18 protein-coding genes are annotated in these 22,272 nt (G+C 53.6%); 10 read left to right on the forward strand and 8 right to left on the reverse strand.

The features are described from left to right. Nucleotides 1-35: 35 nt before the first annotated feature. Entirely contained in the window at nt 36-287 is a 252-nt protein-coding gene (locus DZE2538_RS00280; protein ID WP_023638574.1) for a YdgH/BhsA/McbA family protein, read from the forward strand. A gap of 207 nt (nt 288-494) precedes the next feature. Here DZE2538_RS00280 and DZE2538_RS00285 read toward each other — a convergent pair whose 3' ends face one another. Continuing rightward, nucleotides 495-1,769 carry a ferredoxin reductase family protein gene (locus DZE2538_RS00285; protein ID WP_038915295.1) on the reverse strand — a complete coding sequence of 425 codons (1,275 nt, stop codon included), beginning with the start codon at nt 1,767-1,769 and terminating at the stop codon, nt 495-497. Between the two features lie 603 nt (nt 1,770-2,372). After that, nucleotides 2,373-3,632, reverse strand: coding sequence for a valine--pyruvate transaminase (locus tag DZE2538_RS00290; RefSeq protein WP_019844198.1), 1,260 nt, complete (start codon nt 3,630-3,632; stop codon nt 2,373-2,375). 393 nt (nt 3,633-4,025) lie between these two features. Here DZE2538_RS00290 and DZE2538_RS00295 point away from each other — a divergent pair, with 393 nt between their 5' ends. Then, on the forward strand, nt 4,026-5,234 hold the full coding sequence (locus tag DZE2538_RS00295; protein WP_019844197.1) for an aldose 1-epimerase family protein: 1,209 nt from the start codon (nt 4,026-4,028) through the stop codon (nt 5,232-5,234). A gap of 72 nt (nt 5,235-5,306) precedes the next feature. Here DZE2538_RS00295 and ghrB read toward each other — a convergent pair whose 3' ends face one another. The 3 genes from ghrB to DZE2538_RS00310 form a co-directional block, all read right to left on the reverse strand. Then, complete coding sequence (ghrB, locus tag DZE2538_RS00300; protein ID WP_019844196.1) at nt 5,307-6,269, reverse strand: glyoxylate/hydroxypyruvate reductase GhrB; 963 nt, start codon at nt 6,267-6,269, stop codon at nt 5,307-5,309. Nucleotides 6,270-6,768: 499 nt separating this feature from the next. Beyond that, nucleotides 6,769-7,224 carry an N-acetyltransferase gene (locus DZE2538_RS00305; protein WP_012882792.1) on the reverse strand — a complete coding sequence of 152 codons (456 nt, stop codon included), beginning with the start codon at nt 7,222-7,224 and terminating at the stop codon, nt 6,769-6,771. Further along, entirely contained in the window at nt 7,221-7,781 is a 561-nt protein-coding gene (locus DZE2538_RS00310) for a DNA-3-methyladenine glycosylase I (RefSeq protein WP_038915296.1), read from the reverse strand. Before DZE2538_RS00310 ends, DZE2538_RS00305 begins: the two co-directional genes overlap by 4 nt. A gap of 250 nt (nt 7,782-8,031) precedes the next feature. Between DZE2538_RS00310 and DZE2538_RS00315 the strand changes: the two genes are divergently transcribed. The 3 genes from DZE2538_RS00315 (at nt 8,032) to glyS (ending at nt 11,999) form a co-directional block, all read left to right on the forward strand. Beyond that, the gene (locus DZE2538_RS00315) at nt 8,032-8,838 is read left to right on the forward strand and encodes a sulfite exporter TauE/SafE family protein (protein WP_038915297.1); all 807 of its coding nucleotides are present in this window, start codon (nt 8,032-8,034) and stop codon (nt 8,836-8,838) included. A gap of 167 nt (nt 8,839-9,005) precedes the next feature. Then, a complete protein-coding gene (glyQ, locus tag DZE2538_RS00320) occupies nt 9,006-9,920 on the forward strand; it encodes a glycine--tRNA ligase subunit alpha (protein WP_012882795.1) in 915 nt (304 codons plus the stop codon). A gap of 9 nt (nt 9,921-9,929) precedes the next feature. Beyond that, nucleotides 9,930-11,999, forward strand: coding sequence for a glycine--tRNA ligase subunit beta (glyS, locus tag DZE2538_RS00325; protein WP_038915298.1), 2,070 nt, complete (start codon nt 9,930-9,932; stop codon nt 11,997-11,999). A gap of 78 nt (nt 12,000-12,077) precedes the next feature. On the opposite strand, the gene DZE2538_RS00330 is transcribed toward glyS, so the two are convergent. From DZE2538_RS00330 to DZE2538_RS00340, 3 genes are all read right to left on the reverse strand, one after another. Further along, complete coding sequence (locus DZE2538_RS00330) at nt 12,078-13,073, reverse strand: hypothetical protein (RefSeq protein ID WP_038915299.1); 996 nt, start codon at nt 13,071-13,073, stop codon at nt 12,078-12,080. A 266-nt stretch (nt 13,074-13,339) separates the two neighbouring features. Next, a complete protein-coding gene (locus tag DZE2538_RS00335) occupies nt 13,340-14,449 on the reverse strand; it encodes an ABC transporter ATP-binding protein (protein WP_038915300.1) in 1,110 nt (369 codons plus the stop codon). 336 nt (nt 14,450-14,785) lie between these two features. After that, complete coding sequence (locus tag DZE2538_RS00340; RefSeq protein ID WP_038915301.1) at nt 14,786-15,985, reverse strand: ROK family transcriptional regulator; 1,200 nt, start codon at nt 15,983-15,985, stop codon at nt 14,786-14,788. 249 nt (nt 15,986-16,234) lie between these two features. Between DZE2538_RS00340 and DZE2538_RS00345 the strand changes: the two genes are divergently transcribed. Genes DZE2538_RS00345 through DZE2538_RS00365 form a run of 5 tightly spaced genes read left to right on the forward strand, consistent with a single transcriptional unit; the run spans nt 16,235 to nt 22,166 of the window. Continuing rightward, nucleotides 16,235-17,356, forward strand: a complete 1,122-nt coding sequence (locus DZE2538_RS00345) for an ROK family protein (RefSeq protein ID WP_050568642.1) — start codon at nt 16,235-16,237, stop codon at nt 17,354-17,356. After that, entirely contained in the window at nt 17,353-19,110 is a 1,758-nt protein-coding gene (locus DZE2538_RS00350; protein ID WP_038915303.1) for a glucosidase family protein, read from the forward strand. Before DZE2538_RS00345 ends, DZE2538_RS00350 begins: the two co-directional genes overlap by 4 nt. Nucleotides 19,111-19,162: 52 nt before the next feature. After that, entirely contained in the window at nt 19,163-20,407 is a 1,245-nt protein-coding gene (locus DZE2538_RS00355; RefSeq protein ID WP_038915304.1) for an ABC transporter substrate-binding protein, read from the forward strand. Further along, complete coding sequence (locus DZE2538_RS00360) at nt 20,404-21,351, forward strand: carbohydrate ABC transporter permease (protein WP_023638584.1); 948 nt, start codon at nt 20,404-20,406, stop codon at nt 21,349-21,351. The genes DZE2538_RS00355 and DZE2538_RS00360 overlap by 4 nt, the downstream gene beginning before the upstream one ends. Next, complete coding sequence (locus tag DZE2538_RS00365; protein ID WP_012882804.1) at nt 21,348-22,166, forward strand: carbohydrate ABC transporter permease; 819 nt, start codon at nt 21,348-21,350, stop codon at nt 22,164-22,166. Before DZE2538_RS00360 ends, DZE2538_RS00365 begins: the two co-directional genes overlap by 4 nt. Nucleotides 22,167-22,272 lie beyond the last annotated feature (106 nt).

Genomic DNA, 22,272 nt, shown 5'->3' on the forward strand with positions numbered 1-22,272 from the left:
GAACACTAACCGAATACACTGTGAAGGATATAACCATGAACGCTATCAAAAATATTGCTGTAGTTATCGCACTGGCTACCGTTTCTTTCGGCTCTTTCGCGGCGACTGAAGTACAGCAGTCTGTCAGTCAGTCTGTCGGTTCTGTCAGCGCCACGGCGAATACGCTGGACGGCCTGCAGGCTAAGCTGTCTGAAAAAGCGGATGCCGCCGGTGCTAAATCGTTCCGCATCATCTCTGCCACCAGCAGCGATAACCAGTTGCAAGGCGTCGCTGAGCTGTACAACTAATAACGAGAGATATCAGACCGATATCACGCGTAACGAGAGCCGCCTTTATGAACTGCACCCCAAAAGTTGGATACCCAACTCAGTAAGGTGCGGTTTTTTTTACGTGCGTGATACCGCTTGTATGAGCTCGCAGGTTAGCGCGCTATCCGCCATGTGCTCAATCGCGCGTTTTGCCTGTGCGGGCCGGGCTGTTGCATCAGCTGGCTGTTAGCGGAAATTGAACTGCTCGAAATGCAACGCGGTCTGATCAAGGTGTTGTTGCAGGTAGCGCCGCATGCCAATGGGCCCACAGAACCAGACCCCGGCGCAGTTGTCGCTGTTCATCGGCGCGGGGTCGAGTAACCCATCACGGTCGCGTACCAGGATGCGCAGATCGATGTCTGCCTCGCGTGCCAGTGTTTCCAGCGTATCTTGGTGGATAAGGTCGCTTTCACGATTAACGCAATAAAAGAGCGTGGTGTTGCGCTGCTGTTGATGGCTGGTGCGTAGCTGATGCAGCCAGGACAGGAACGGTGTAATGCCAATGCCCCCAGCGACCCAGTAGGTTTTTTTATCGGGGTGCTCCGGCAGGGTGAATTCACCATAAGGGCCTTCCATCACCACGGATGTTCCCACTAGATTTGGGTGGTTCACCAGTGACGTAGTGTAGTCTCCCAGAGCTTTGATGGTGAGTGCCAGCGTATGGTTGTCCGCATCGTACCGGCTGACGGTAAACGGGTGTTTGCCTTCTTTCGGATCGGTGGTCAGAAAAACAAATTTGCCAGCCTGATAGCGTTGAGAAAAAGATGCCGGAGTACTGAGGGTTAATTCTAGCGTTGACTCGTTTATTTTGCTGACGGCGGTTATTTTTGCCGGAAAATGATTTTTTCTACCAATACGTCCGGCCAGCGAATAAATAATAATTAACGAAGAAATAAAACATAACACCATGCAGGCGATGCCAAATGCCGTCCAGCGCATATCGCTGTTAATCATATAAAATGAATGAAGAATGCCCAGCAGCGCGATAACCGCTCCCACTTTGTGAATGACACGGAAGTTTTTATAGGAAATCCATTTTATCAGGCTGATAGCAATAAAAAGTATCATGCAATAAAAGGATATTTCTCCCAGTTCATTCATAATGCCACGCAAGGGGTCAATCGGGTGTGGCTGGCGGCGTCCTGGTGCTATCCACTCCAGCGCGGCGGCTATTTTCGGCAATTTGGCAAAGAACCAGTGCTGCAGGGTAGCAACCCCTGCGCCGATGCCCAGCGATTTGTGGTACAGATACAGTTTATCCATGCCCCCCAGCCATTTCTCCAGAAATGCCGGATGGAGTGCCATGATAAGCAATCCAGTGATACAGAGTACGGCGATAAAACCCGTCAATTGAACCAGCATATTTCGCCAATAGATAAAGGCGGGTAAGGTGGCAATATCCGGTAAACTTAATACCCAGATGGCAAGACATGCCAGCAGTGACACGGTAATGAATTTCATGATGAAAAATCTCTGAATAATGTATGGATGTATTTTTATTTTCAGGAAAATAAATCGGTTGGAAAATATATTAGCTATAGGATATTCATGGTTTATTAAATATAAATTTTGAAGAAAGAGAAGGCTATAGCGATATCCGTAAAGTTGTGTATTTGATTATGCTGCCTCTGAGAGGAGTATTTCAAATTGTAACATTGTGGAGGTGAAATAGGGAAAAGTGCAGATTTCTCCACATTTTCATCATAATAAATAAAAGCGTGAAAATAATAATAACTCTTATTCCGTTCATTGTGCCCAATTAATAAAAATACTTATCATTGCGCATGTTTTTCCGCCTGCCTCACAGTCGTTTCTTCGACTTACCGACCTTAAGCGCAAAGATAGCGCAGCGTGCAACAAGGCGAGGCGGTGTGGCAGCGCGAGTGCAGTGAGCTGTCTGAGTCTGTCAGGTGCTGACGCTGACGTGTGTTGAAATGCACTTTGTGACAGGGCAGCGGTAGCTGCCCTGTAGGTTAATCATGATTCATGGTTATTCTGGTGAGGGACATCAGCCAATATTTGACGGCGGCCATTGCCCGCTCGTAGCGAGCAGGGCCGTTGTGTTTAGCGAGCGCAGTCTTCTCTCCGCGCCCGCTCCACCTCTTCGGCCAGAATAGCGACGCCTTGCTCGATTTTTTCCGGCTCTGGCACGTAGTTCATGCGCAGGCACTGGTGAGCATGCGGCCATTCCTGTTCCAGACCGGGGAAGAAATAATGACCCGGCACCATCAGTACGCCGCGTTGCTTCAGCCGTTGGTACAGCACCTCGGTGGTGATGGGCAAGTCTTTGAACCACAGCCACAGGAAAATCGCGCCTTCTGGTTTGTGGATCAGGCACACTTCTGGCGGCAGGTAACGACGAATAATGGCGATGGTCTGCTCCACCCGCTGGCGGTAGAACGGCCTGACCACATCGTTGGACAGCCGCAGCAGGTCGCCCCGCTGGATCATCTCGTGTGCCAGTGCCGGGCCGATGGAGCCGGGTGCCAGACTGACGATACCGTTCATGTTGCCGAGTGCTTCGATCACCTGCTCAGAACCGATAACGATACCGCAGCGGGAACCGGGCAAGCCGAGCTTGGACAGGCTCATACACAGAATAATGTTCGGATTCCACAGCGGCGTGGCATCGCTAAAGATAATGCCGGGGAACGGCACACCGTAAGCGTTGTCGATCACCAGCGGAATCTGGTGTTCACGGGCCAGCGCATCCAGATGCTGTACTTCGTCGTCGGTCAGCACATTGCCGGTGGGGTTGGTCGGCCGGGAAACGCAAATCATGCCGATGTCATCGGTGATGTGCAGTTGCTCGAAGTCAACGTGGTATTTGAACTGCCCTTCCGGTAACAGCTCAATCTGCGGGCGAACAGAGACAAACATGTCCTCATCCAGCCCGGAATCAGCGTAACCGATGTACTCCGGTGCCAGTGGAAACAGCACCCGGCGATGTTGCCCCTCATCAGTACGACCGGCAAACAGATTGAACAGGTAGAAAAATGCGCTCTGGCTGCCATTAGTCAGTGCAATATTCTGTGGTCCAATCTCCCAGCCAAACTGTTCACGCAGCAGGCTGGAGAGCGAATGCAGCAACACATCTTTGCCCTGCGGGCCATCGTAGTTGCACAGCGCATCGGTCAATTTTCCTTGATCCAACAGATCGCGACACAATTGCTGAAAATAGTCGTCCATTGCCGGGATATGGGCCGGATTGCCGCCGCCGAGCATGATGGCACCTGGGGTGCGTAACCCCTCGTTGAGGTCATCCATCAGTTGGGTAATACCAGCATGGCGGGTAAATTTGTTGCCGAAACGGGAAAAGTTCATAATTTGTCAATAAAGGGTGAAGCACAGGTAAACCGACACCTTAGCGCGTGCCTCGGGGTGGTGCAATCATGGTGGAAATATCATCACCCTGTTTTTATCCATATATTTTTGTTATGGCAGTGCATTCATCTGCTGAATCTGTTTTCTGCTTCAGCCTACTCACACCGGTTGGACACTAAATGCTGAACACGCGTCAGCTTTTAGCTGATCATGATCTCGTTTTTCATGCAATTTAATTAGGTATTCTTAATTAAAGTGTGATTTATTTTGCAAATATGTTGTGAAAAAAGAGCAGTTAATCATCTGGTGATAGCAATCACATTCTCCTGCCAGCTGGATTTGTAGTCTTTTAGCTCTACGGGCTTAATCAATTCAGCTAAAAGGATGTATGGAATGAAAAATGTACTGGCAATGAGTATCGCTTTGGCACTGGTTTCCTGGCAGGCATCGGCCCAAACCTTTGTGCTGACAGACGTTGAAAGCAGCACGGAAAAGGGAAACTGGCAGATCAGCAGCGATGCGCTGAAGATTAAGGATCAACACTTCAGCATCGAGCAAAAGGTACTGCATGGCGGACGTCAGGAAGGCAGCAAGATTCTGACTATCACCAGCCCCAACGGGCTGCAAATTACCCTGAGTCCGACCCGCGGCATGGATTTACTGCATGTCACCGGCAAAAATATCCGGCTGGGCTGGGATTCTCCGGTGGATGAAGTGGTCAACCCGAATACGATCACCCTGGAAAGCCGCAATGGACTGGGCTGGCTGGAAGGTTTCAATGAGATGATGGTGCGCTGCGGCTATGAGTGGACCGGACATCCGGTCACCAGTGACGGCATGATTTACACCCTGCACGGCCGTGCCGGTAATACACCCGCATCGAAAGTGCTGGTGGATGTGAGCGACAAAGCGCCTTACACCATCACGGTGCGTGGCTTGCTCAAGGAAAACAGCTTTAAGAAATCCAACCTCGAAACCTGGACTGAACTGCGTTACGTGCCGGGGAGCGAGTCGTTTACCATTCATGACGTGCTGACCAATAAGTCAGATTACGCGCGTGATTACCAGATTATCTATCACAGCAATTTCGGTACCCCGATTCTGGAAGAAGGGGCACGTTTCCTGGCACCCGTGAAAGAGATTTCGCCGTTTAATGACTACGCCAAGGCCGGTCTGAAAAGCTGGCAGACGTATAAAGGCCCGACTAAAGGCTTCGACGAAATGGTGTTCAACATGACGCCTTATGCGGATAAAGAGGGCAAAACACTGGCCGCACTGGTCAATCGTGCAGGTGATAAAGGGGTGTCCATCGCGTTTGATACCCATCAGTTGCCGTTGCTGACGATGTGGAAAAACACTGACACCCTGAAACAAGGCTATGTCACCGGTATCGAGCCCGGCACCAGCTATGCGTATCCGGTCACGATTGAACGCCAGCAAGGGCGGGTGAAGAAACTGCAACCCGGCCAAAGCACCACCTTCGAGCTGACTTACAGCTTGTTGAGCAGCCCGGCGGCAGTACAACAAACCGAACAGAAAGTGAAAGCCATTCAGGGCGACCGCACCACAACCTTGACGGAGAAACCGATCGCGGTGGAGTAATCACATCGCTCTTCGTGTGAAAATCCTCCTTCCCGACGTCGGGAAGGAGGGCTCCTCAATCGGCGTGCTGAACTACTTCAGCACGTCCGGATTGACGCAGTTCTCTTTAACGTCGCCACTGAGCGCGGCGATCAGGTTATCTACCGCGCAGGCCGCCATGTTGTAGCGGGTTTCATGGGTGGCGGAGCCGATGTGCGGCAGTGCCACCACATTAGGCAGCTTCAGCAGCGGTGAGTCTACCGATAGCGGTTCTTTCTCGAACACATCCAGACCAGCGGCGTGCAGGGTGCCATCGGTCAGTGCCTCAATCAGCGCCTGTTCATCCACCACCGGGCCGCGGCCAATGTTGATCAGAATGGCGCTGGATTTCATTTTCGCCAGTTGTGCCTTGCCAATCACATGGTGGGTTTCCGGCGTCAGCGGCAGGGTAATACACAGAAAATCAGATTCCGCCAGCAGGGTGTCGAGGTCGCAGTGACGGGCGTTGAAGCGGGTTTCTGCCGCATCATGACGGCGACGGGCGTTATAGAGCACCGGCATGCTAAAACCGAAGTGCGCCCGCTGAGCTACCGCCAGACCGATACGCCCCATGCCCAGAATACCAATGGTTTTATGGTGAACATCAATACCGTACCAATCTTCACCGATGTTGCGTGTCCATTCCCCGGCTTTCACGCGCTCGGCGGATTCCAACGCCCGGCGAGCCGTCATTAGCATCAAGGTCATGACGGTATCTGCCACCGTTTCTGTCAGGACGGTCGGCGTATGCATCAGCAACGCTTTTTTGTCATTTAACGCAGCAACGTCAATGTTGTCGTAACCCACTGACACGGTAGACACCGCCCGTAGTTTTGGCAGGTGGGACAGGTATTCCCGGCTGACGGTGTGCCCAGCGCCAATCAACCCTTCAGCACGCGCCAGTAACGGGTGGTCGATGGGAGGCAGGCCATCAAAAACCGAAACGCTAGCGTGTTGCTCCAGTTTTTGGCGTAAATCGTCAGGGATCTTTTTGTAGAGGATGACTTCAGGTTTCATCAGTTCACTCCGGCTGATTGAGGCGATTGTCTGACTAAAACGACAGTTACTTTTGAACGCAGGTCAGCCTGTTAGCTTCGCATATCAAGGGCAGGCCTTTGCCGTACTCATGCCTAAAAACGTTTGGGCGATTTAATGAAATATCATGATAAACAATCGGATGGTACTTGTTATTTCTTCCCGGAGGCACACGACCTGCTGCAGGCATGATGGAGGACAGGGTGGGAGACTGCAAGTCAGGCGGCGCGCCCTCTGATGGGTCAGAAGGCGCGCTCCCGCTAAAACCCTGGTATTGGCTGAAATCAGCAGCATGGCAATTCAATTGCATTGCAAACAAAGATGAAAGGATTGGCAGTCACCCATGCTTGCGGCATGAATGATATGTTATAAAGTATCATTTTGTGAGGGTAATGCAACTGTACAATAATGCAGCGACACCAAATGCGGCTATAGCGGGTGTGTTTCTATCGGGGCGGTTTCCCGGTGGCCTGAAACGTGGTCAGGGTGTGACGGCGGCGAGCAACGCCTGATCCTGCCAGTGCATAACCAGCAAGTGTGACTGGGTTTCATGCTGATAACTTTCCTGCACGGTCGTAAACCCTTGTTTGCGATAAAAGGCGCAGGCACGGTGGTTCTGCTGATACACCTCCAGACTGAGCACCGGGAAGCGATGCTGAATATGCTGCATCAGCGCCGCGCCCACGCCCTGACCATACAGGCTGTGGTGAACAAAGAGCGCGCCGACAAAGCGCTGATCCATCACGCTGATAAAACCGCCGATGCCCTGAGCATGCTCATAAATCCAGGTTTGTGAGTGGGGGATATAATGCCCGCGAACCAGTTCTTCACTTTCCTGCCAATAGTGCGCCGAGATAAACGGGTGCGCCAGCGTGGTACTTTCCCGCCATAGTGCGACCAGCGCGTCCAGGTCTTGTGGCCGATAAGGTCGAATCACAACGCCTCCGGATGACAGCAACAGTCGGTGGTATGGTCGTTTACCAGCCCGGCAGCCTGCATAAAGGCGTAGCAGATGGTGGAGCCGATGAATGTGAAGCCGCGTTTTTTCAACGCTTTCGACATGGCATCCGACACGGCGGTTTTTGCCGGTACATCAGCCAGCGATGTCGGGTTATTGACGAGCGGCTGATGGTTAACGAAGGACCAGATAAACGTCGCAAAGTCGTCCCCTTGCTGCTGCATCGCCAGCCAGGCGCGGGCATTGCGGATAATGGCTTCAATTTTTCCGCGATGGCGGATGATGCCTGGGTCCAGTACCAGCCGGTTCACGTCGTCATCGGTCATGGCCGCTACCCGGTGCGGATCAAATCCGTGGAAACAACGGCGGTAGTGCTCGCGTTTTTTGAGCACGGTTATCCACGACAACCCGGCTTGCTGGCCTTCCAGACACAGCAGTTCAAACAGCGTGCGGCTATCAGTACAGGGTTTTCCCCACTCGTTATCGTGATAATCCTGATACAGCGTATCCTGCGTGACCCAGCCACAGCGTGCCATCCTCTTCTCCTTAACTCCCAGTGGTTATTCGCCGACGATTGCTATTTAGCGGCATTGTTATTCACCCGCGTTGTTGGTATTGATGATGGCCGATTTCGGCGCACCAACCGCGTGGTGTGGCGATCATCAGCCTAAGCGTGATGTGATGCAACCCTGACCTGACAGGGCAATATGTGACATGGCGCTGGAATCACACCAAAAAAACGACAAGTGTAAAACGACAATACCGTGTAAGCGACAGGGGATGAGAATGGAGATTGAGTGGATGCTGGCCTATCTGGCGCTGGGAGCCGTGGTGGGATTTATGGCCGGATTACTGGGGATAGGCGGTGGCGGCATCATGGTGCCGGTGCTGACAGCGTTGTTCGCCGCACAAGGTGTGGAGAAAACGCATTTGGTGCATCTGGCGTTGGGAACCTCGATGGCGGCGATTGTGATCACCGCTATCTCCAGCCTGCGCACCCACCATCAACATCAGGCGGTGATATGGCCGGTGGTATGGCGCATCACACCCGCGATTTTACTGGGAACCTTCGCCGCTACCTGGCTGGCGGCGTTGTTGCCGACCCGGGCGCTGGCAATCTTCTTTTCCTGTTTTATGGCGTATGTCTCGCTGCAAATGGTGTTGAACATCAAGCCAAAACCTCACCGTCAGTTACCGGGCATGACAGGCATGTCGCTGGCCGGGCTGACTATCGGCGGTATTTCTGCACTGGTCGCCATTGGCGGTGGTTCGCTCACTGTGCCGTTTCTGACCTGGTGTAATGTACGCATCCAGCAGGCCATCGGCACCTCGGCCGCGGTGGGGTTGCCGATCGCGCTCTCTGGCGCGCTGGGCTACATGATTAACGGCTGGTCGGCGACCGGCTTGCCCGCGTTCAGCGTGGGTTATGTTTCGTTACCGGCGGTAGCGCTGATCTCGGCGGTCAGCTTCTTCACCGCGCCGGTGGGCGCGCGTTTAGCGCATCGCTTGCCGGTCGCGACGCTAAAGAAAGCGTTTGCCGGGCTGCTGCTGCTGTTGAGCCTGAAAATGCTGCATACCGTGTTTACCGGTTGATCGTTACCCGAAACGGGAAGGAAAAGGCGGCGATGGCGATAATGCTATGTCACTGAAAATGTCGCTGTCACAGAAGTTGTTGCCGCATTCTGGCTGTATATCTTGCACTCAGAGGGTATACTGGCGGCTTCATTGTAAAAACCACTTGTATCGCGTGCGAATCCAACATGCAAAAGTTTGATACCAAGACCTTTCAGGGCCTGATCCTGACATTACAGGATTACTGGTCGCGTCAGGGCTGCACCATTGTCCAACCGTTGGACATGGAAGTCGGTGCCGGCACTTCTCACCCTATGACCTGCCTGCGTGCGCTTGGCCCAGAGCCTATCGCCGCCGCTTATGTGCAGCCGTCCCGCCGTCCTACCGACGGCCGCTACGGTGAGAACCCCAACCGCCTGCAACACTACTACCAGTTTCAGGTGATCATTAAGCCGTCGCCGGACAACATTCAGGAACTGTACCTCGGTTCGCTGAAAGAACTGGGCATGGACCCGACCATCCACGACATCCGTTTCGTGGAAGATAACTGGGAAAACCCGACGCTGGGTGCCTGGGGTCTGGGCTGGGAAGTGTGGCTGAACGGGATGGAAGTGACCCAGTTCACCTATTTCCAGCAGGTCGGTGGTCTGGAGTGCAAACCGGTAACCGGCGAGATTACTTACGGCCTGGAACGTCTGGCGATGTACATTCAGGGCGTGGACAGCGTCTACGATCTGGTGTGGAGCGATGGCCCGCTGGGTAAAACCACCTACGGCGACGTGTTCCATCAAAACGAAGTGGAGCAATCGACTTATAACTTCGAATACGCCGATGTGGATTTCCTGTTTACCTGCTTCGAGCAGTATGAAAAAGAAGCCCAGCAGTTGCTGGCGCTGGAAAAACCGCTGCCGCTGCCTGCTTACGAGCGCATTCTGAAAGCCGCCCACAGCTTCAACCTGCTGGACGCGCGCAAAGCCATTTCCGTGACCGAACGTCAGCGCTACATCCTGCGGATCCGTACCCTGACCAAAGCGGTAGCGGAAGCCTATTATGCCTCTCGTGAGGCACTGGGCTTCCCGATGTGCAATCGTAAACAGAGCTGAGAGGCAGCGATGACAGATAAGACATTTTTGGTGGAAATCGGCACCGAAGAGCTGCCACCGAAGGCTTTGCGTACCCTGGCGGAATCTTTTGCCGCCAATTTTACCGCTGAACTGGACGCCGCCGGGCTGGGTTACCAGTCGGTCGATTGGTTCGCGGCCCCGCGCCGTCTGGCACTGAAAGTGGCCGGTTTAAGCGCGTCCCAGCCGGACAGGGAAGTAGAAAAACGTGGTCCAGCCATCGCGCAGGCGTTTGACGCCTCCGGCAACCCGACCAAAGCCGCAGAAGGCTGGGCACGCGGTTGCGGCATCACCGTCGAGCAGGCCGAGCGCCTGACCACCGACAAAGGCGAGTGGCTGTTATTCCGCGCACACGTGAAGGGCGAAGCGGCACAAACGCTGCTGCCGGGCATGGTCAGCACCGCGCTGGCGAAGTTGCCTATTCCGAAACTGATGCGCTGGGGCGATAACGACACCCAGTTTGTGCGTCCGGTGCATACCGTGACCCTGTTGCTGGGTGATGAACTGATCCCCGGTACTGTGCTGGGTATTGATTCCGGGCGTACCCTTCGCGGTCACCGCTTTATGGGTGAGCCAGAATTCACGATTGATAACGCTGATCAGTACCCGCAGATTTTGCAGGAACGTGGCAAGGTCATCGCCGATTACGACGCGCGTAAAGCCAAAATCAAGGCTGATGCCGAAGAAGCGGCGCGTAAGATTGGCGGCAATGCTGATCTGAGCGACAGCCTGCTGGAAGAAGTTACCTCGCTGGTGGAATGGCCGGTGGTCCTGACGGCGAAATTTGAAGAGAAATTCCTGGCGGTACCGGCGGAAGCGCTGGTGTACACCATGAAAGGCGACCAGAAATACTTCCCGGTTTACGACAACGACGGCAAGCTGCTGCCGAATTTCATTTTTGTCGCCAATATTGAATCGAAAGATCCGCAGCAGATTATCGCCGGTAACGAGAAGGTGGTACGTCCGCGTCTGGCTGACGCCGAGTTCTTCTTCAATACCGACCGTAAAAAGCGCCTTGAAGATCACCTGCCGCGTCTGGAAACCGTGCTGTTCCAGCAACAGCTGGGCACGCTGCGCGACAAGACTGACCGTATCGCGGCATTAACCGGCTGGGTGGCTGAGCAGATCGGTGCCGATGTCAATCACGCCAAACGTGCGGGTCTGCTGTCTAAATGCGACCTGATGACTAACATGGTGTTTGAGTTCACCGATACTCAGGGTGTGATGGGGATGCACTACGCCCGTCACGACGGTGAAGCTGAAGATGTGGCCGTCGCGCTAAACGAACAGTACCAGCCGCGTTTTGCTGGCGATGAACTGCCGTCCTCACTGGTCGCTTGCGCGCTGGCGATTGCCGATAAAATGGATACCCTGGCGGGTATTTTCGGTATCGGTCAGCACCCGAAAGGCGATAAAGATCCGTTTGCACTGCGCCGTGCCGCATTGGGTGTGTTGCGCATCATCGTGGAAAAACGCCTGCCGCTGGACTTGCAAACCCTGACCGAAGAAGCGGCGCGTTTGTATGGCGACAAGCTGACTAACGCCAACGTGGTCGACGATGTGATTGAATTCATGCTGGGCCGCTTCCGTGCCTGGTATCAGGAGGAAGGTCACAGTGTTGACACCATTCAGGCGGTGCTGGCGCGTCGTCCGACCCGCCCGGCGGATTTCGATGCCCGTGTGAAAGCGGTGAGTCATTTCCGCACACTGGAGCAAGCCGAAGCGCTGGCGGCAGCCAACAAGCGTGTCTCCAACATTTTGGCGAAGTCTACCGAAACGCTGAACGGCAGCGTGCAGGCGGCGTTGCTCAAAGAGAAGGAAGAAATTCAGCTGGCGACCTATGTTACCGCGCTGACCAGCAAGTTGGCGCCGTGGTTTGCCGAAGGGCGTTATCAGGAAGCGCTGGCGGAACTGGCGCAGTTGCGTGAATCAGTCGATAACTTCTTCGATAAGGTGATGGTCAACGCTGATGACGCGCAGGTGCGTATCAACCGCCTGACGCTGCTCAACGAACTGCGTAACCTGTTCCTGAAAGTAGCGGATATTTCGGTGTTGCAGTAAACACCGGGATAATCAGCGCAGAGCGCGCTGTGTATGCAAAAGCCTCCTCTGTGGAGGCTTTTTTGTCATTGGGAATTGCTAAACTGGGCTGATGTTATCTGATATTTCCTGAATAACTTTTTCTACCCATGAACAAAGTGTGTACTGATGGTAGACAGGTTCCGGTACGGGTTGGTAAGGGGTATGGATAAAACCTTGTGGAAGGTATCCATCTTGATCCAGAACACATATATTCTGTGGATTATAAAAATCATAACTGGTGATATGCGAATTCGTCGTAATCAACTTACGCTGATAAGCCATCGATTCATAGGCACGGAATGAGAGTCCTGTCTGTTGGCCTTGTAGAATATCCAGAATTGCGCGGGAGTTACTAATCTCATGGGCTAGTTCAGCACCCAGCAGTAATTTTTCTGAGGTCTTTATTCTGTTGTCTTTTATATATTCTGGCTTTCCTGATTCCCCAATATAAAAAATAACATTGGATTTAAGGCAGGGGTTTTTATCAAGAAAATTGGCGACTTGCTGGTATCTCTCCGGCGTGAAACTCATAATAGAGAAAATATCATACTCACACGCCTGATAAGGTATCGTGCTTTTCCAGGAAGGATCAATATAATTGGTGATTTTGGTGAAGTGAAATTGCTCACAATCTTCACTATCGAAACTGAGTATGTGATCGAATTGATTCAGATGCAATCCATTGGCAGGGGCTTTTTTCAAGCCATCCCACAATGTGGCGACGAGCTTTCTACCATGCTGACGCAATATTGACAGGTGCTGCTCATTGAACAAGTTAGGTTCCGTCATAATAATGGCATCGAATGGCTCCCTGCCAATAAAGAAATTGTGTAAGCCCAGTTTTATTTGATTATCAATAACAAGGTTTTTGTAATTTTTACCGGTTATCGTTTCGTAGGTTTTCGCAATGGATTTATGGTGTGAATCAAAATAGCTAAATGTTGATAGATCAGAATGATCAATATGGATAACGTCGTGCCCCTGGCGTTTCATCTCTGTCACGATTGGTGTGGCTAAATTAGCCCAATCCGGGCAAATAAATAACAAACGCATAATGCCGTTATCCTCGGGGTAATTATTTATGGCTCGAGCTGGGGCTCAAACGTTGGAAAATATAGCATTAAATATTGGTCTGTGTCCCGCGATTATGTCGGTTTCTGGTCGCCTCTTGTCAGGCTGCTGCGAGCTGGAACAAAGGGGAATGGGGGGACGTGGAGTAGTACCTGTGAGGGGGTTGTTGTAATAAAAGAAGAACGGCCAGTCATGCTGGCCGTTCTTTGTTGAGTCAGTGAGTCATGACGTCGTATGGGCTGGCGTTATCAGGCCGGGTCGTGCTTTTTGGCAGCCAGCGACAGGCCATCACTGAGCCGGAACAGGTGCAGGCGTTCAGCCGGTAACGCCAGCATCAGCAAATCGCCTTCGGCGACACGGAGGTTGTCCGGCAGGTGTAAGGTGGTTTTGCTGTCGTTGCCTTCAATATGCCCATACATATAGGTTTCTGTGCCAATCATTTCCGCGTAATCCACCCGGAAAGGCAGCGCCTGTTTATGCGTGGGGTCTAATTGCAGGTGACTTGGGCGGATGCCAAGTTCGATGGCCATGCCAGGCTCCGCCAGTTCCGGATTGACCGTCAACGTCAGCGGGGGGAAGGCATCGATAGCAATCGACGCCTGATTGCCTTGTAATGCCGTAATGGTTCCCGCGTAAAAATTCATTTTTGGCGAGCCGATAAAACCGGCGACAAAACGGTTTCTGGGGTGATGGAAGAGCTCCAGCGGCTTATCGAACTGCTCCACTTTACCAGCATTAAGGATCGCGATGCGATCCGCCATCGTCATGGCTTCTATCTGATCATGGGTAACGTAAACGATGGTACTTTTGAGTCGTTTGTGCAGTTTGATGATTTCCGAACGGGTATCCACCCGCAAAGCGGCATCCAGATTGGATAAGGGTTCATCGAACAGAAACACGCTGGGGTTGCGTACAATGGCACGGCCGATGGCCACGCGCTGGCGCTGACCGCCGGAAAGCGCGCGCGGTTTTCTGGTCAGATAGGGTTCTATCTGTAGCATGCGGGCGGCTTCCTGCACGCGGGCCTGGATATCGGCTTTGGACATACGGGTGTTTTCCAGGCCGAAAGAGAGATTCTGCGCGACCGTCATGTGCGGGTAGAGGGCGTAGGACTGGAACACCATCGCGATACCGCGATCGCTTGACGAAACCTGCGTGACGTCATGGCCGCCAATGGCAATGCTACCGGACGTGCAGTCTTCAAGACCGGCTATCAACCTGAGCAACGTCGATTTTCCGCAACCGGAGGGGCCGACGAAAACCACAAACTCGCCGTCTTTAACATCAAGGTCGACCCCCTTGATGATTTGCGTGTTACCGAAGGATTTCGTGATATTTTTTAGCGTAAGTTGTGCCATCAGATCGTTCCGTCCACCGCTCATTGTTGAGAGACGCTGGTAACCGATGTAAACCCGATCGGCTACCGGAGTGGATGACATCATGACGGAGCTCTATTTAGTTCGTCAATATGTCGAACTAAATAATTAAAAAAATGTGACATCAGGCAGTAATGGAGAAAATCACTTATAATTTAGTTGGTTACGATAGTTTTTTCTTATCGCTACGTTGAGGATCGCCATCAGCCAGCGGTTAGATTGGAGCATCTCGGGCAAGAAAAGCGCATTTTCCCGCGTGACCTGGCGGTTGCCTCAACTCTGCCATGCCGGAGTGATTCTCAGACATGGCAGGTCGAATCAGATGTGCTTTGGCAAGGAGATCTGCCGCGATAACTCTGGTAAGCCAAAAAGAGAATTATGTAGTTTATTCAATGAAATGGCTACAGCTCCAGTGAGCACTGACTGTGACCCGAGGGTACTGGACTTGAGCTGGATTGGGTGAGGCGAGCAGTTGTTCAGGTAAAAACGAATGCGCTCGGTCAGTTCCGGGCGGATGCCAATATTACCGCCAATGATAATGCTTTCAGGGTCAAACATCAGTGACACCGACAGGACCAGTAAGGCGGCGGTACGGGCGGTTTCTTCGATGGTCACGATGGCGGCGGGCTCTTTGTCGGCGTAACGGCTTAGAATCTCCCGTACCGGCGTATTGGCACCACCGCCTGCAAAATGGTAGCGCTTGCTGATGCCTGCGGCTCCCAGTACCGATTCCAGCGTCCCTTGACGGAGACTCTCTGACGTATAGGCATCGCCGCCCAGCGGCAGATAAGAGATCTCCCCGGCCGCACCCATCGCGCCGCGCAGCAGAATCCCTTCCAGTATCAGCCCCAGACCAATCCCGGTACCCAGCGAAATGAAGGCCAGTGAGTGATCATCTTGCCCACATCCCCGCCAGTATTCGCCGATGGCGGCGGCATTGATGTCGTTTTCGATCAGCACTTCACAGCCAAAAGCCTGCTGCATGCTGTCTCGTAGCGCGAAGCCGCTCATATTTTTCAGGTTGGGTGCCATATCCAGCGTGCCAGTTTTCTGATTGATCACGCCGGGAATAGCGACACTGACGCTGTGCAACTTGCGTTCGTCTATCTGCTGCTGAGCCAGCAAATCCTTTTTCAACTGGCACAGGCGATTGACCAGGTTGATGCCGCCCGAGTTATCGTTTTCCTCTTCGTAATGCGCTATTTCGTTGCCGCGGAGGTTAACCAGACTCAGCCGGATGCTGGTAGCACCGACGTCCATACCCAGCACGTAAGCCAGATCGTCGGCGATTTCATAATTCATGGCGGCGCGCCCGACCTTACCTGATTCGAGCCCACAAGGGCGAACCCACCCCCGCTCTTCCAGGATTAGAATCACTTCAGACATGGTCTGCTTGGATAGCCTGGTCGCTTTCGCCATCGCCGCGCGGGATGCCGGTCCCGCATGCAGCAGGTACTCCATCACGGCACGGACGGATATCTGGCGAAGAACTGGAACATCATTTTCTATTTCAATCACTTATTTGTTCTCAATCATTCATCGGGACGGTATTGAATCAGGAAGCGTGATCACCAGAGATGCCTGCATATTATGCAATAAAAGTGTTATCCCGCTCTCGTTTCTGTTCATCTGCCAGAGAAAATTATTATTTGACTCATGGTTCATGTTGACGGTATTCACCGGAAAGGATATTAATTCGTAAGGTTGATGAACTAATTATAGCAGTTATTGATGGCAGTAATCCACGTCGGAGAAAAAGGACGTTATATGGCGAACTCGCAGCCACTTGGTAAAACTCTTGCAAACGCGCTTTCTCAGTTGGAGCGTCTGTCGCTGGAAACGACTTCCGGCTGGGCTGCCGCCCTCGATATTGCGCCGGGGAGTGTGCAGAATTTAATGAATTTTCTGGAAAAACAGCACATTATCCAGCAGAAATCACCGGGTGTTGAATTGCACCCGCAGTCGCCTGTGGTGATTGGTTTTGATCTGGGCGGCACAAAAGTCAATGGGTGGCTGACAACGTTGAGCGGCGAGGTATTGGCGCACACGTCACAGCCTACCGCTAAAGGTGATGAACAGGCGGCACTGCAACAGATGTCATCGCTGGCGCAGGCACTACTGCAACAGGCACATATCGCACCGAACCGCTTGAAACAAGTCGCTATCGGTATTCCCGGTTCAATCGATAAGCAACGCAATGTACAGCTTTCCCCTAACCTGCGCCTTCCTGCCCGCTTACCCAACCTGTTTTCTCTGCCTGATGGGCAGTCGTGCCCGGTGGTATTCGAAAATGACGTTAATCTGGCGGCATTGGGGGAATATCACTATGGGCATGGCAAAGGCAGCGACTCGCTGGTGTTTATCGCCTTCGGTACCGGTGTCGGTATGGGGATTATCACACAAGGCAGCATCATCAGTGGACACAACGGTATGGCGGGGGAAATCGCCCTATTACCGTTGAGCGCAACACCTTACGACGACGCCAAAATTTCCGTCGGCGGGGTGTTTGAAGATCGTGTCAGCAGCAGCGCGATTCGCCAGCGCTATCAGGGTGGCGGGACTGAGGTTATCGATATTTTCCGCCGGGCAGAACAAGGGGATGAGCAGGCGCGTACCGTGCTGGAAAACACCGCACAGATTGCCGCGTTGGGCGTGGCTTCAGCCGTGAGTTTGCTGAATCCTGAGTGGCTGGTGTTGGGCGGCGGAATTGGTGCGAGACCCGCGTTTCATGAGCGTGTTCGTCAGCATGTACAAACATTGCTGCCGGTGCCGGTTCAGTTGGTCGGCAGCGCCTTGCTGGATGAGGCGGGAGTGGTCGGCGCCGTGCATCTGGCCAGAGAACACTGCCTGGCCGCATTAGCCTGGCATGATGTGAGGGAAGCGGTATGAATAGCAATAACATTTCGGTATCGCCATCAGAATGGGTATTGAAACCCCAATCGGACGGACAGCTGCTCAGCACGGCCGCGCCGTTACTGCCTTTTATGGCACGGCGCATACAAGGGTCATTCTCTGGCGAAGAAGGCATCGTGCAACTGGCCCTGTGGGGTAGTGGCACGCTGGGACGCCTTCATGTCGCGCCGTTTAGCGGGCCTTGTACCTTCGCACCCAATCGTCTGCTGAGTGAAACACAAGGCTTTTATGTGGCGCAATCTCAGCCTGTAGTGCTGCTCACGCAGACTTCGTTTCTGCGCTTTTATCCGGCGAAAAGACGTGCCTGGTGGGATCAGCAGGCTGGGCGAGCCTTGCGTGAGAAGCAAGGGACGCAGCAGCGTTGGGTACTGCCCTGGGGGGTGGTGATTGTCGAGCAACGCGATAACGATGTACTGATCGCCGCCGGTAACGATGATGCGGAAGCGTTGCGCGGTCTGTCGCTCAGCACAGAGCAGATCAGGCTGGAGGCGCAGCGTTATATCGATGACTGCGACCAGTTGCCACAGGCGCAACCGCTACTGCGTAGCATGGTGCAACAGAGTTTGCATGCCGCGTTGTCGAGCATCCGTTACGACCATACCGGGAAGTTTGCCGGGCTGGCCGCAGGAATGGACTACAGCGCCCCAGCCCGCACGTATTATCGCGACGGTTACTGGACGTTGCAGGCGTTGCTGCCATTACAGCCGCAGATTGTGCTGGAGGAAATCCACCTGATGGCGGCAGGGTTGCAGCCGACCGGTGAAGCGCCGAGCGGGGTTATCCTCAATGGTCCCGGTTTGTCAGCCGCCTGGGAAGACGCACGACGCCATAACCCCGCCGTCAAAGAAAACCACAGCCGTCCGCAAGACTGGTGGAGTGACCATTTTGACAGCCCATTGTTCTTTATTCTGACGATTGCCGACTACGTGCGGGTCACGGGGGATGCGTCTCCCTGCGAGCAGTACTGGGCGCAGATCGCCACCATCATTACACGTTACGAAGGCTTTATTCTCCATGAGGATGGCCTGCCGCAGAAACCGTCGCACAACGACCGGGACTGGGCGGATAACGTCTACCGTTTTGGCTATGTTGCCTACGATCTTGGCCTGTGGTTTGGCGCGGTTAACGCGGTGGCGCAATGGGCGACAGAGCGCGATCCGGCGCTGGCACAGCGTTGCGCACGTCTGGCGTCTCAGGCGTCCCGCCACCTTGACGCCGCGTTATTACAGCCGGATGGCCATTACGCGGATTATGGTCGTCCGGGGGAATTTATTGAAGACCACCTCACGCTCGATAGCCTGACGTTGCTGCGCTACGGCGCGGTGGATGCCGGGCGTGCCGAGGCGGTGTTGCGTCGGGTTCAGGCCCGGTTGGAGAGCCGTCATAACAGTGAACAGCGTTATGGCGACTGGGGGGTGTTGTGCGCGTGGCCGCCGTTCAAACGCCGCAGCGATACACGTGCCAAGTCGGCCTTTGCCCTGCGTTATCACAATGGCTCTGACTGGCCTTATCTGGATGGGTTGTACGCCGATACGTTGTTGCAGTACGGCATATCGGGCAGTGAATACCCGCTGACACGTTGGTGGATGACCTGCCTGGAACAGGGATGGGCCGGTGCGGTGGAGTACTTCTCACCGCCGTTTGGCCGGGGATCGTTATTACAGGGGTGGAGCAGTATGCCGGCTGCGGTGGTGATGAAGTATCGTCATCACTTTGACGGCGGACAGTAATCGCAGCGTAGTTTGACTGTGTGATGCAATAACATTGATCAGGAAACACATCATGAAGAAAAAGACTGTTATCGCAGTACTGGCTGGTGCTATGACGCTTGCATGTTCATCATTGCAGGCGGCCGAGTTGACGATCATGTGGTACGAGACGGATAAAAATGAATCCACCGTACTCAAGCAGCTACTGAATGAATATACGCAGCAGCATCCGCAGACCACCTTTAATCTGCAACTGGTTCCTTATGATAATGTGATCCAGAAATTCCGCCAATACGCTGCATCGGGCTCCGGTATGCCGGACATCTCCAAAACGTCGTCGATGGAGGCAGTCATTCGCCCCTATCTGGTCGATTTCAATCAATATTTTGGCAAAGACTACCTGAATCAGTACATCAAAGGATGGGCGGACGGTGCCAGACTCGGCGATAAAGCGATAGCGGCTCCGCTGTATGTGACCTCCACCGGGCTGTTGCTGAATGCCGATGCCTTCAAGAAAGCGGGCGTACCCCTGCCGGATGTACAGACCGGTTGGACGTGGGAAGAGTTCCTGCCGAAGATTAAAGAGGTCGCACAGAAAGCCCATGTCCGCTATCCGCTGGTGTGGGACGTTTCCGCCAGCCGTTGGATCATCCACGAATACCATTATGGCAACCATGTTTTTTCCACCGAGCCGCCGTATAAAGTGGTGATGGATAAACAGAAAGCGGCCAAAACGTTGGCGGATTTCGTGAAAATCGCCGATGACTACATGCCGCGTGGGCAGTGGTCAGGCTCCAGTTCGGATAACCCGAAAGAGCTGTTTATCGGTGGGCAGGCCGTGGCCTGGATGACCGGTAGCTGGCAGTTAAGCTCGCTGGCGCAACGCGCCAAATTCGACTGGCGTGCTGGCTATACCCCACGGGGTACGGTGAAATCCAGCGTGTACGGCGGTGAATACGTGGTGGCGTTCAACACCAGTAAACACCTCGATGAGTCTACCAGTGTGATCAAATGGCTGACTTCGCCGGATGTCCTGAAACGCCTTTCCGTTCCGATCGGTATGATCCCGGCCACCTTGTCCGATGAGCCGGTGAAATATGAGGATCCGAAAATCAGCCAGGCGATGGCGCTGATGCAGCATGAACTGGTGGAAAGCCCGGCTTATGCGGCGGCGGATCAGGCCAATGAAGCGATGCAGTTCGTCTGGGCACCAATGAAAGACGCGGTTATGCAGGCGGTGACTCATCAGATAACGCCGGAGCAGGCCATCGAGAAAATCATGAAGGCCGCCCAGGATGGATTAGGGGCCTCTCAATGAAAGTGATGAATCCGGAGTCGGCCAGTCTGGCAGTCATGTCACAAGGTTCGGGAGTGTTTACTCGTCGTCTCAGGAAGTACTGGCCTTATTTGTTGATATTGCCGTCGTTTGGGTTGTTGCTGTTGTTCACCTTCTATCCATTACTGCAAGGGTTTTGGATGTCGGTATTTCAACGTGGCGTGGTGGTGTTGCCTCAGGTCGCCAGCACGCAGCCTAAATTCGTCGGGATCGATAACTTTATCCAGGTATTTACTGACCCCGAATTTCAGCACGTGCTGCTGCGCACGGTGGTGTTTGTGGTATTTGCCGTGCCGCTTAATCTGGTCATCGCTCTGTGTATGGCGCTGTTGTTAGCGCCCCAGGTGCGGGGATTCGGACTGGCGCGAACCATCGTCTTTTTCCCGTCGATGATAAGCCTGCTGACCATCGGCATCATGTGGAAATGGCTGTTTGGTTATAACTCTGGATTAATCAACTATGTACTGAGCCTAGTGGATATCAGCCCGGTTCCCTGGCTACAGCAGGAAACCATGGCGCAGATTGCGGTGGTGATTGTGTGGGTGTGGGCCAGTGCGGGCTTCAATATGATGATCCTGCTGGCAGGTTTAACGGCTATTCCGGAGGATTTGTATGAGGCCTCCCGTATGGATGGAACCAGCCGCTGGCGTACCTTCTGGCGCATTACCCTGCCACTGCTGCAACCCAGCGTAGTGGTGGTAGTGGTGCTGTCATCGATAGAAGCCTTCAAGGTCTACGAACTGGTGATTTCGCTGACGGGCGGTGGGCCGGGACGTGCCACCGTCTATCTGATTCAGACCATTTATGAGAACGCCTTCATGCAACCGGCGACAGCAGGGGTTGCAGCGGCACAATCGGTGGTGCTGTTCGTGATTTTGTTCGCGCTGTCGGTCATCCAACTTCGTCTGTCGAGGAGTTTCAAATGAAGGGGTCATCTCTGCTGACGCGCTGGATAATCATTGGTTTCATGCTGCTGTTTTTCCTGTTGCCGCCAATCTGGATTTTTTCCAACGCGCTGAAGTCGGTCGATGAGATTTTCGCCTGGCCGCCATCGCTGTGGCCGGAAAACGCGACGCTGGAGAATTTTGTCGATGTGTTCGTCAACACCAACTTTGTTCATACGCTCGGCAACTCCTTTTTCGTTTCCGTCCTGTCATCGCTGCTGTCGGTCACGATCAGCGTCATGGCGGGCTATGCGCTGGCGAAATTCCGGTTTCGGGGGGATACGCTGGTTTTCATGGTCATCATGTGTGCGCTGATGATCCCGCTGCAGATTATCCTGATTCCGATTTTCCTGCTGCTGCGTGACCTGCATCTGCTCAATACGCTGTGGGGGGTGATTATCGCGCCGGCGGCGACGCCTACCGGGGTGTTCCTGATGCGGCAGTATATCCGCAACATTCCTGACAGCCTGCTGGAAGCGGCGCGTCTGGAAGGCACCGGAGAGTGGCGAATTCTGTGGCGTATCGTGGTGCCGCTGTCGTTACCGGCAATCGCCACACTGGCGGCCTTTACCTTCGTCTGGCGTTGGAATGATTTTCTGTGGCCGTTTCTGGTCATCAGCGACCAGAGCCAATGGACGGTACAACTGGCGCTGGCCAGTAACGTCGGTCAGTTTGATATCAACTGGCCGCGGCTGTTGGCGATGTCGGCGATGGCGGTATTGCCGATGCTGGCGATTTTCCTGGCGCTACAACGCTATTTCATGAACGGATTGATGGCGGGTGCGACCAAGGAGTAAGTAGTAAGTGGCGTCCGCTTGATGCAGTGATATGAAATAACCCCGCACGCTAGCAACGTGCGGGGTTATTGTATTCATGTCTTAGTGGATCGGTTTTACTGCTGAA

The organism is Dickeya zeae NCPPB 2538, assembly GCF_000406165.1.
Classification (GTDB): domain Bacteria; phylum Pseudomonadota; class Gammaproteobacteria; order Enterobacterales; family Enterobacteriaceae; genus Dickeya; species Dickeya zeae.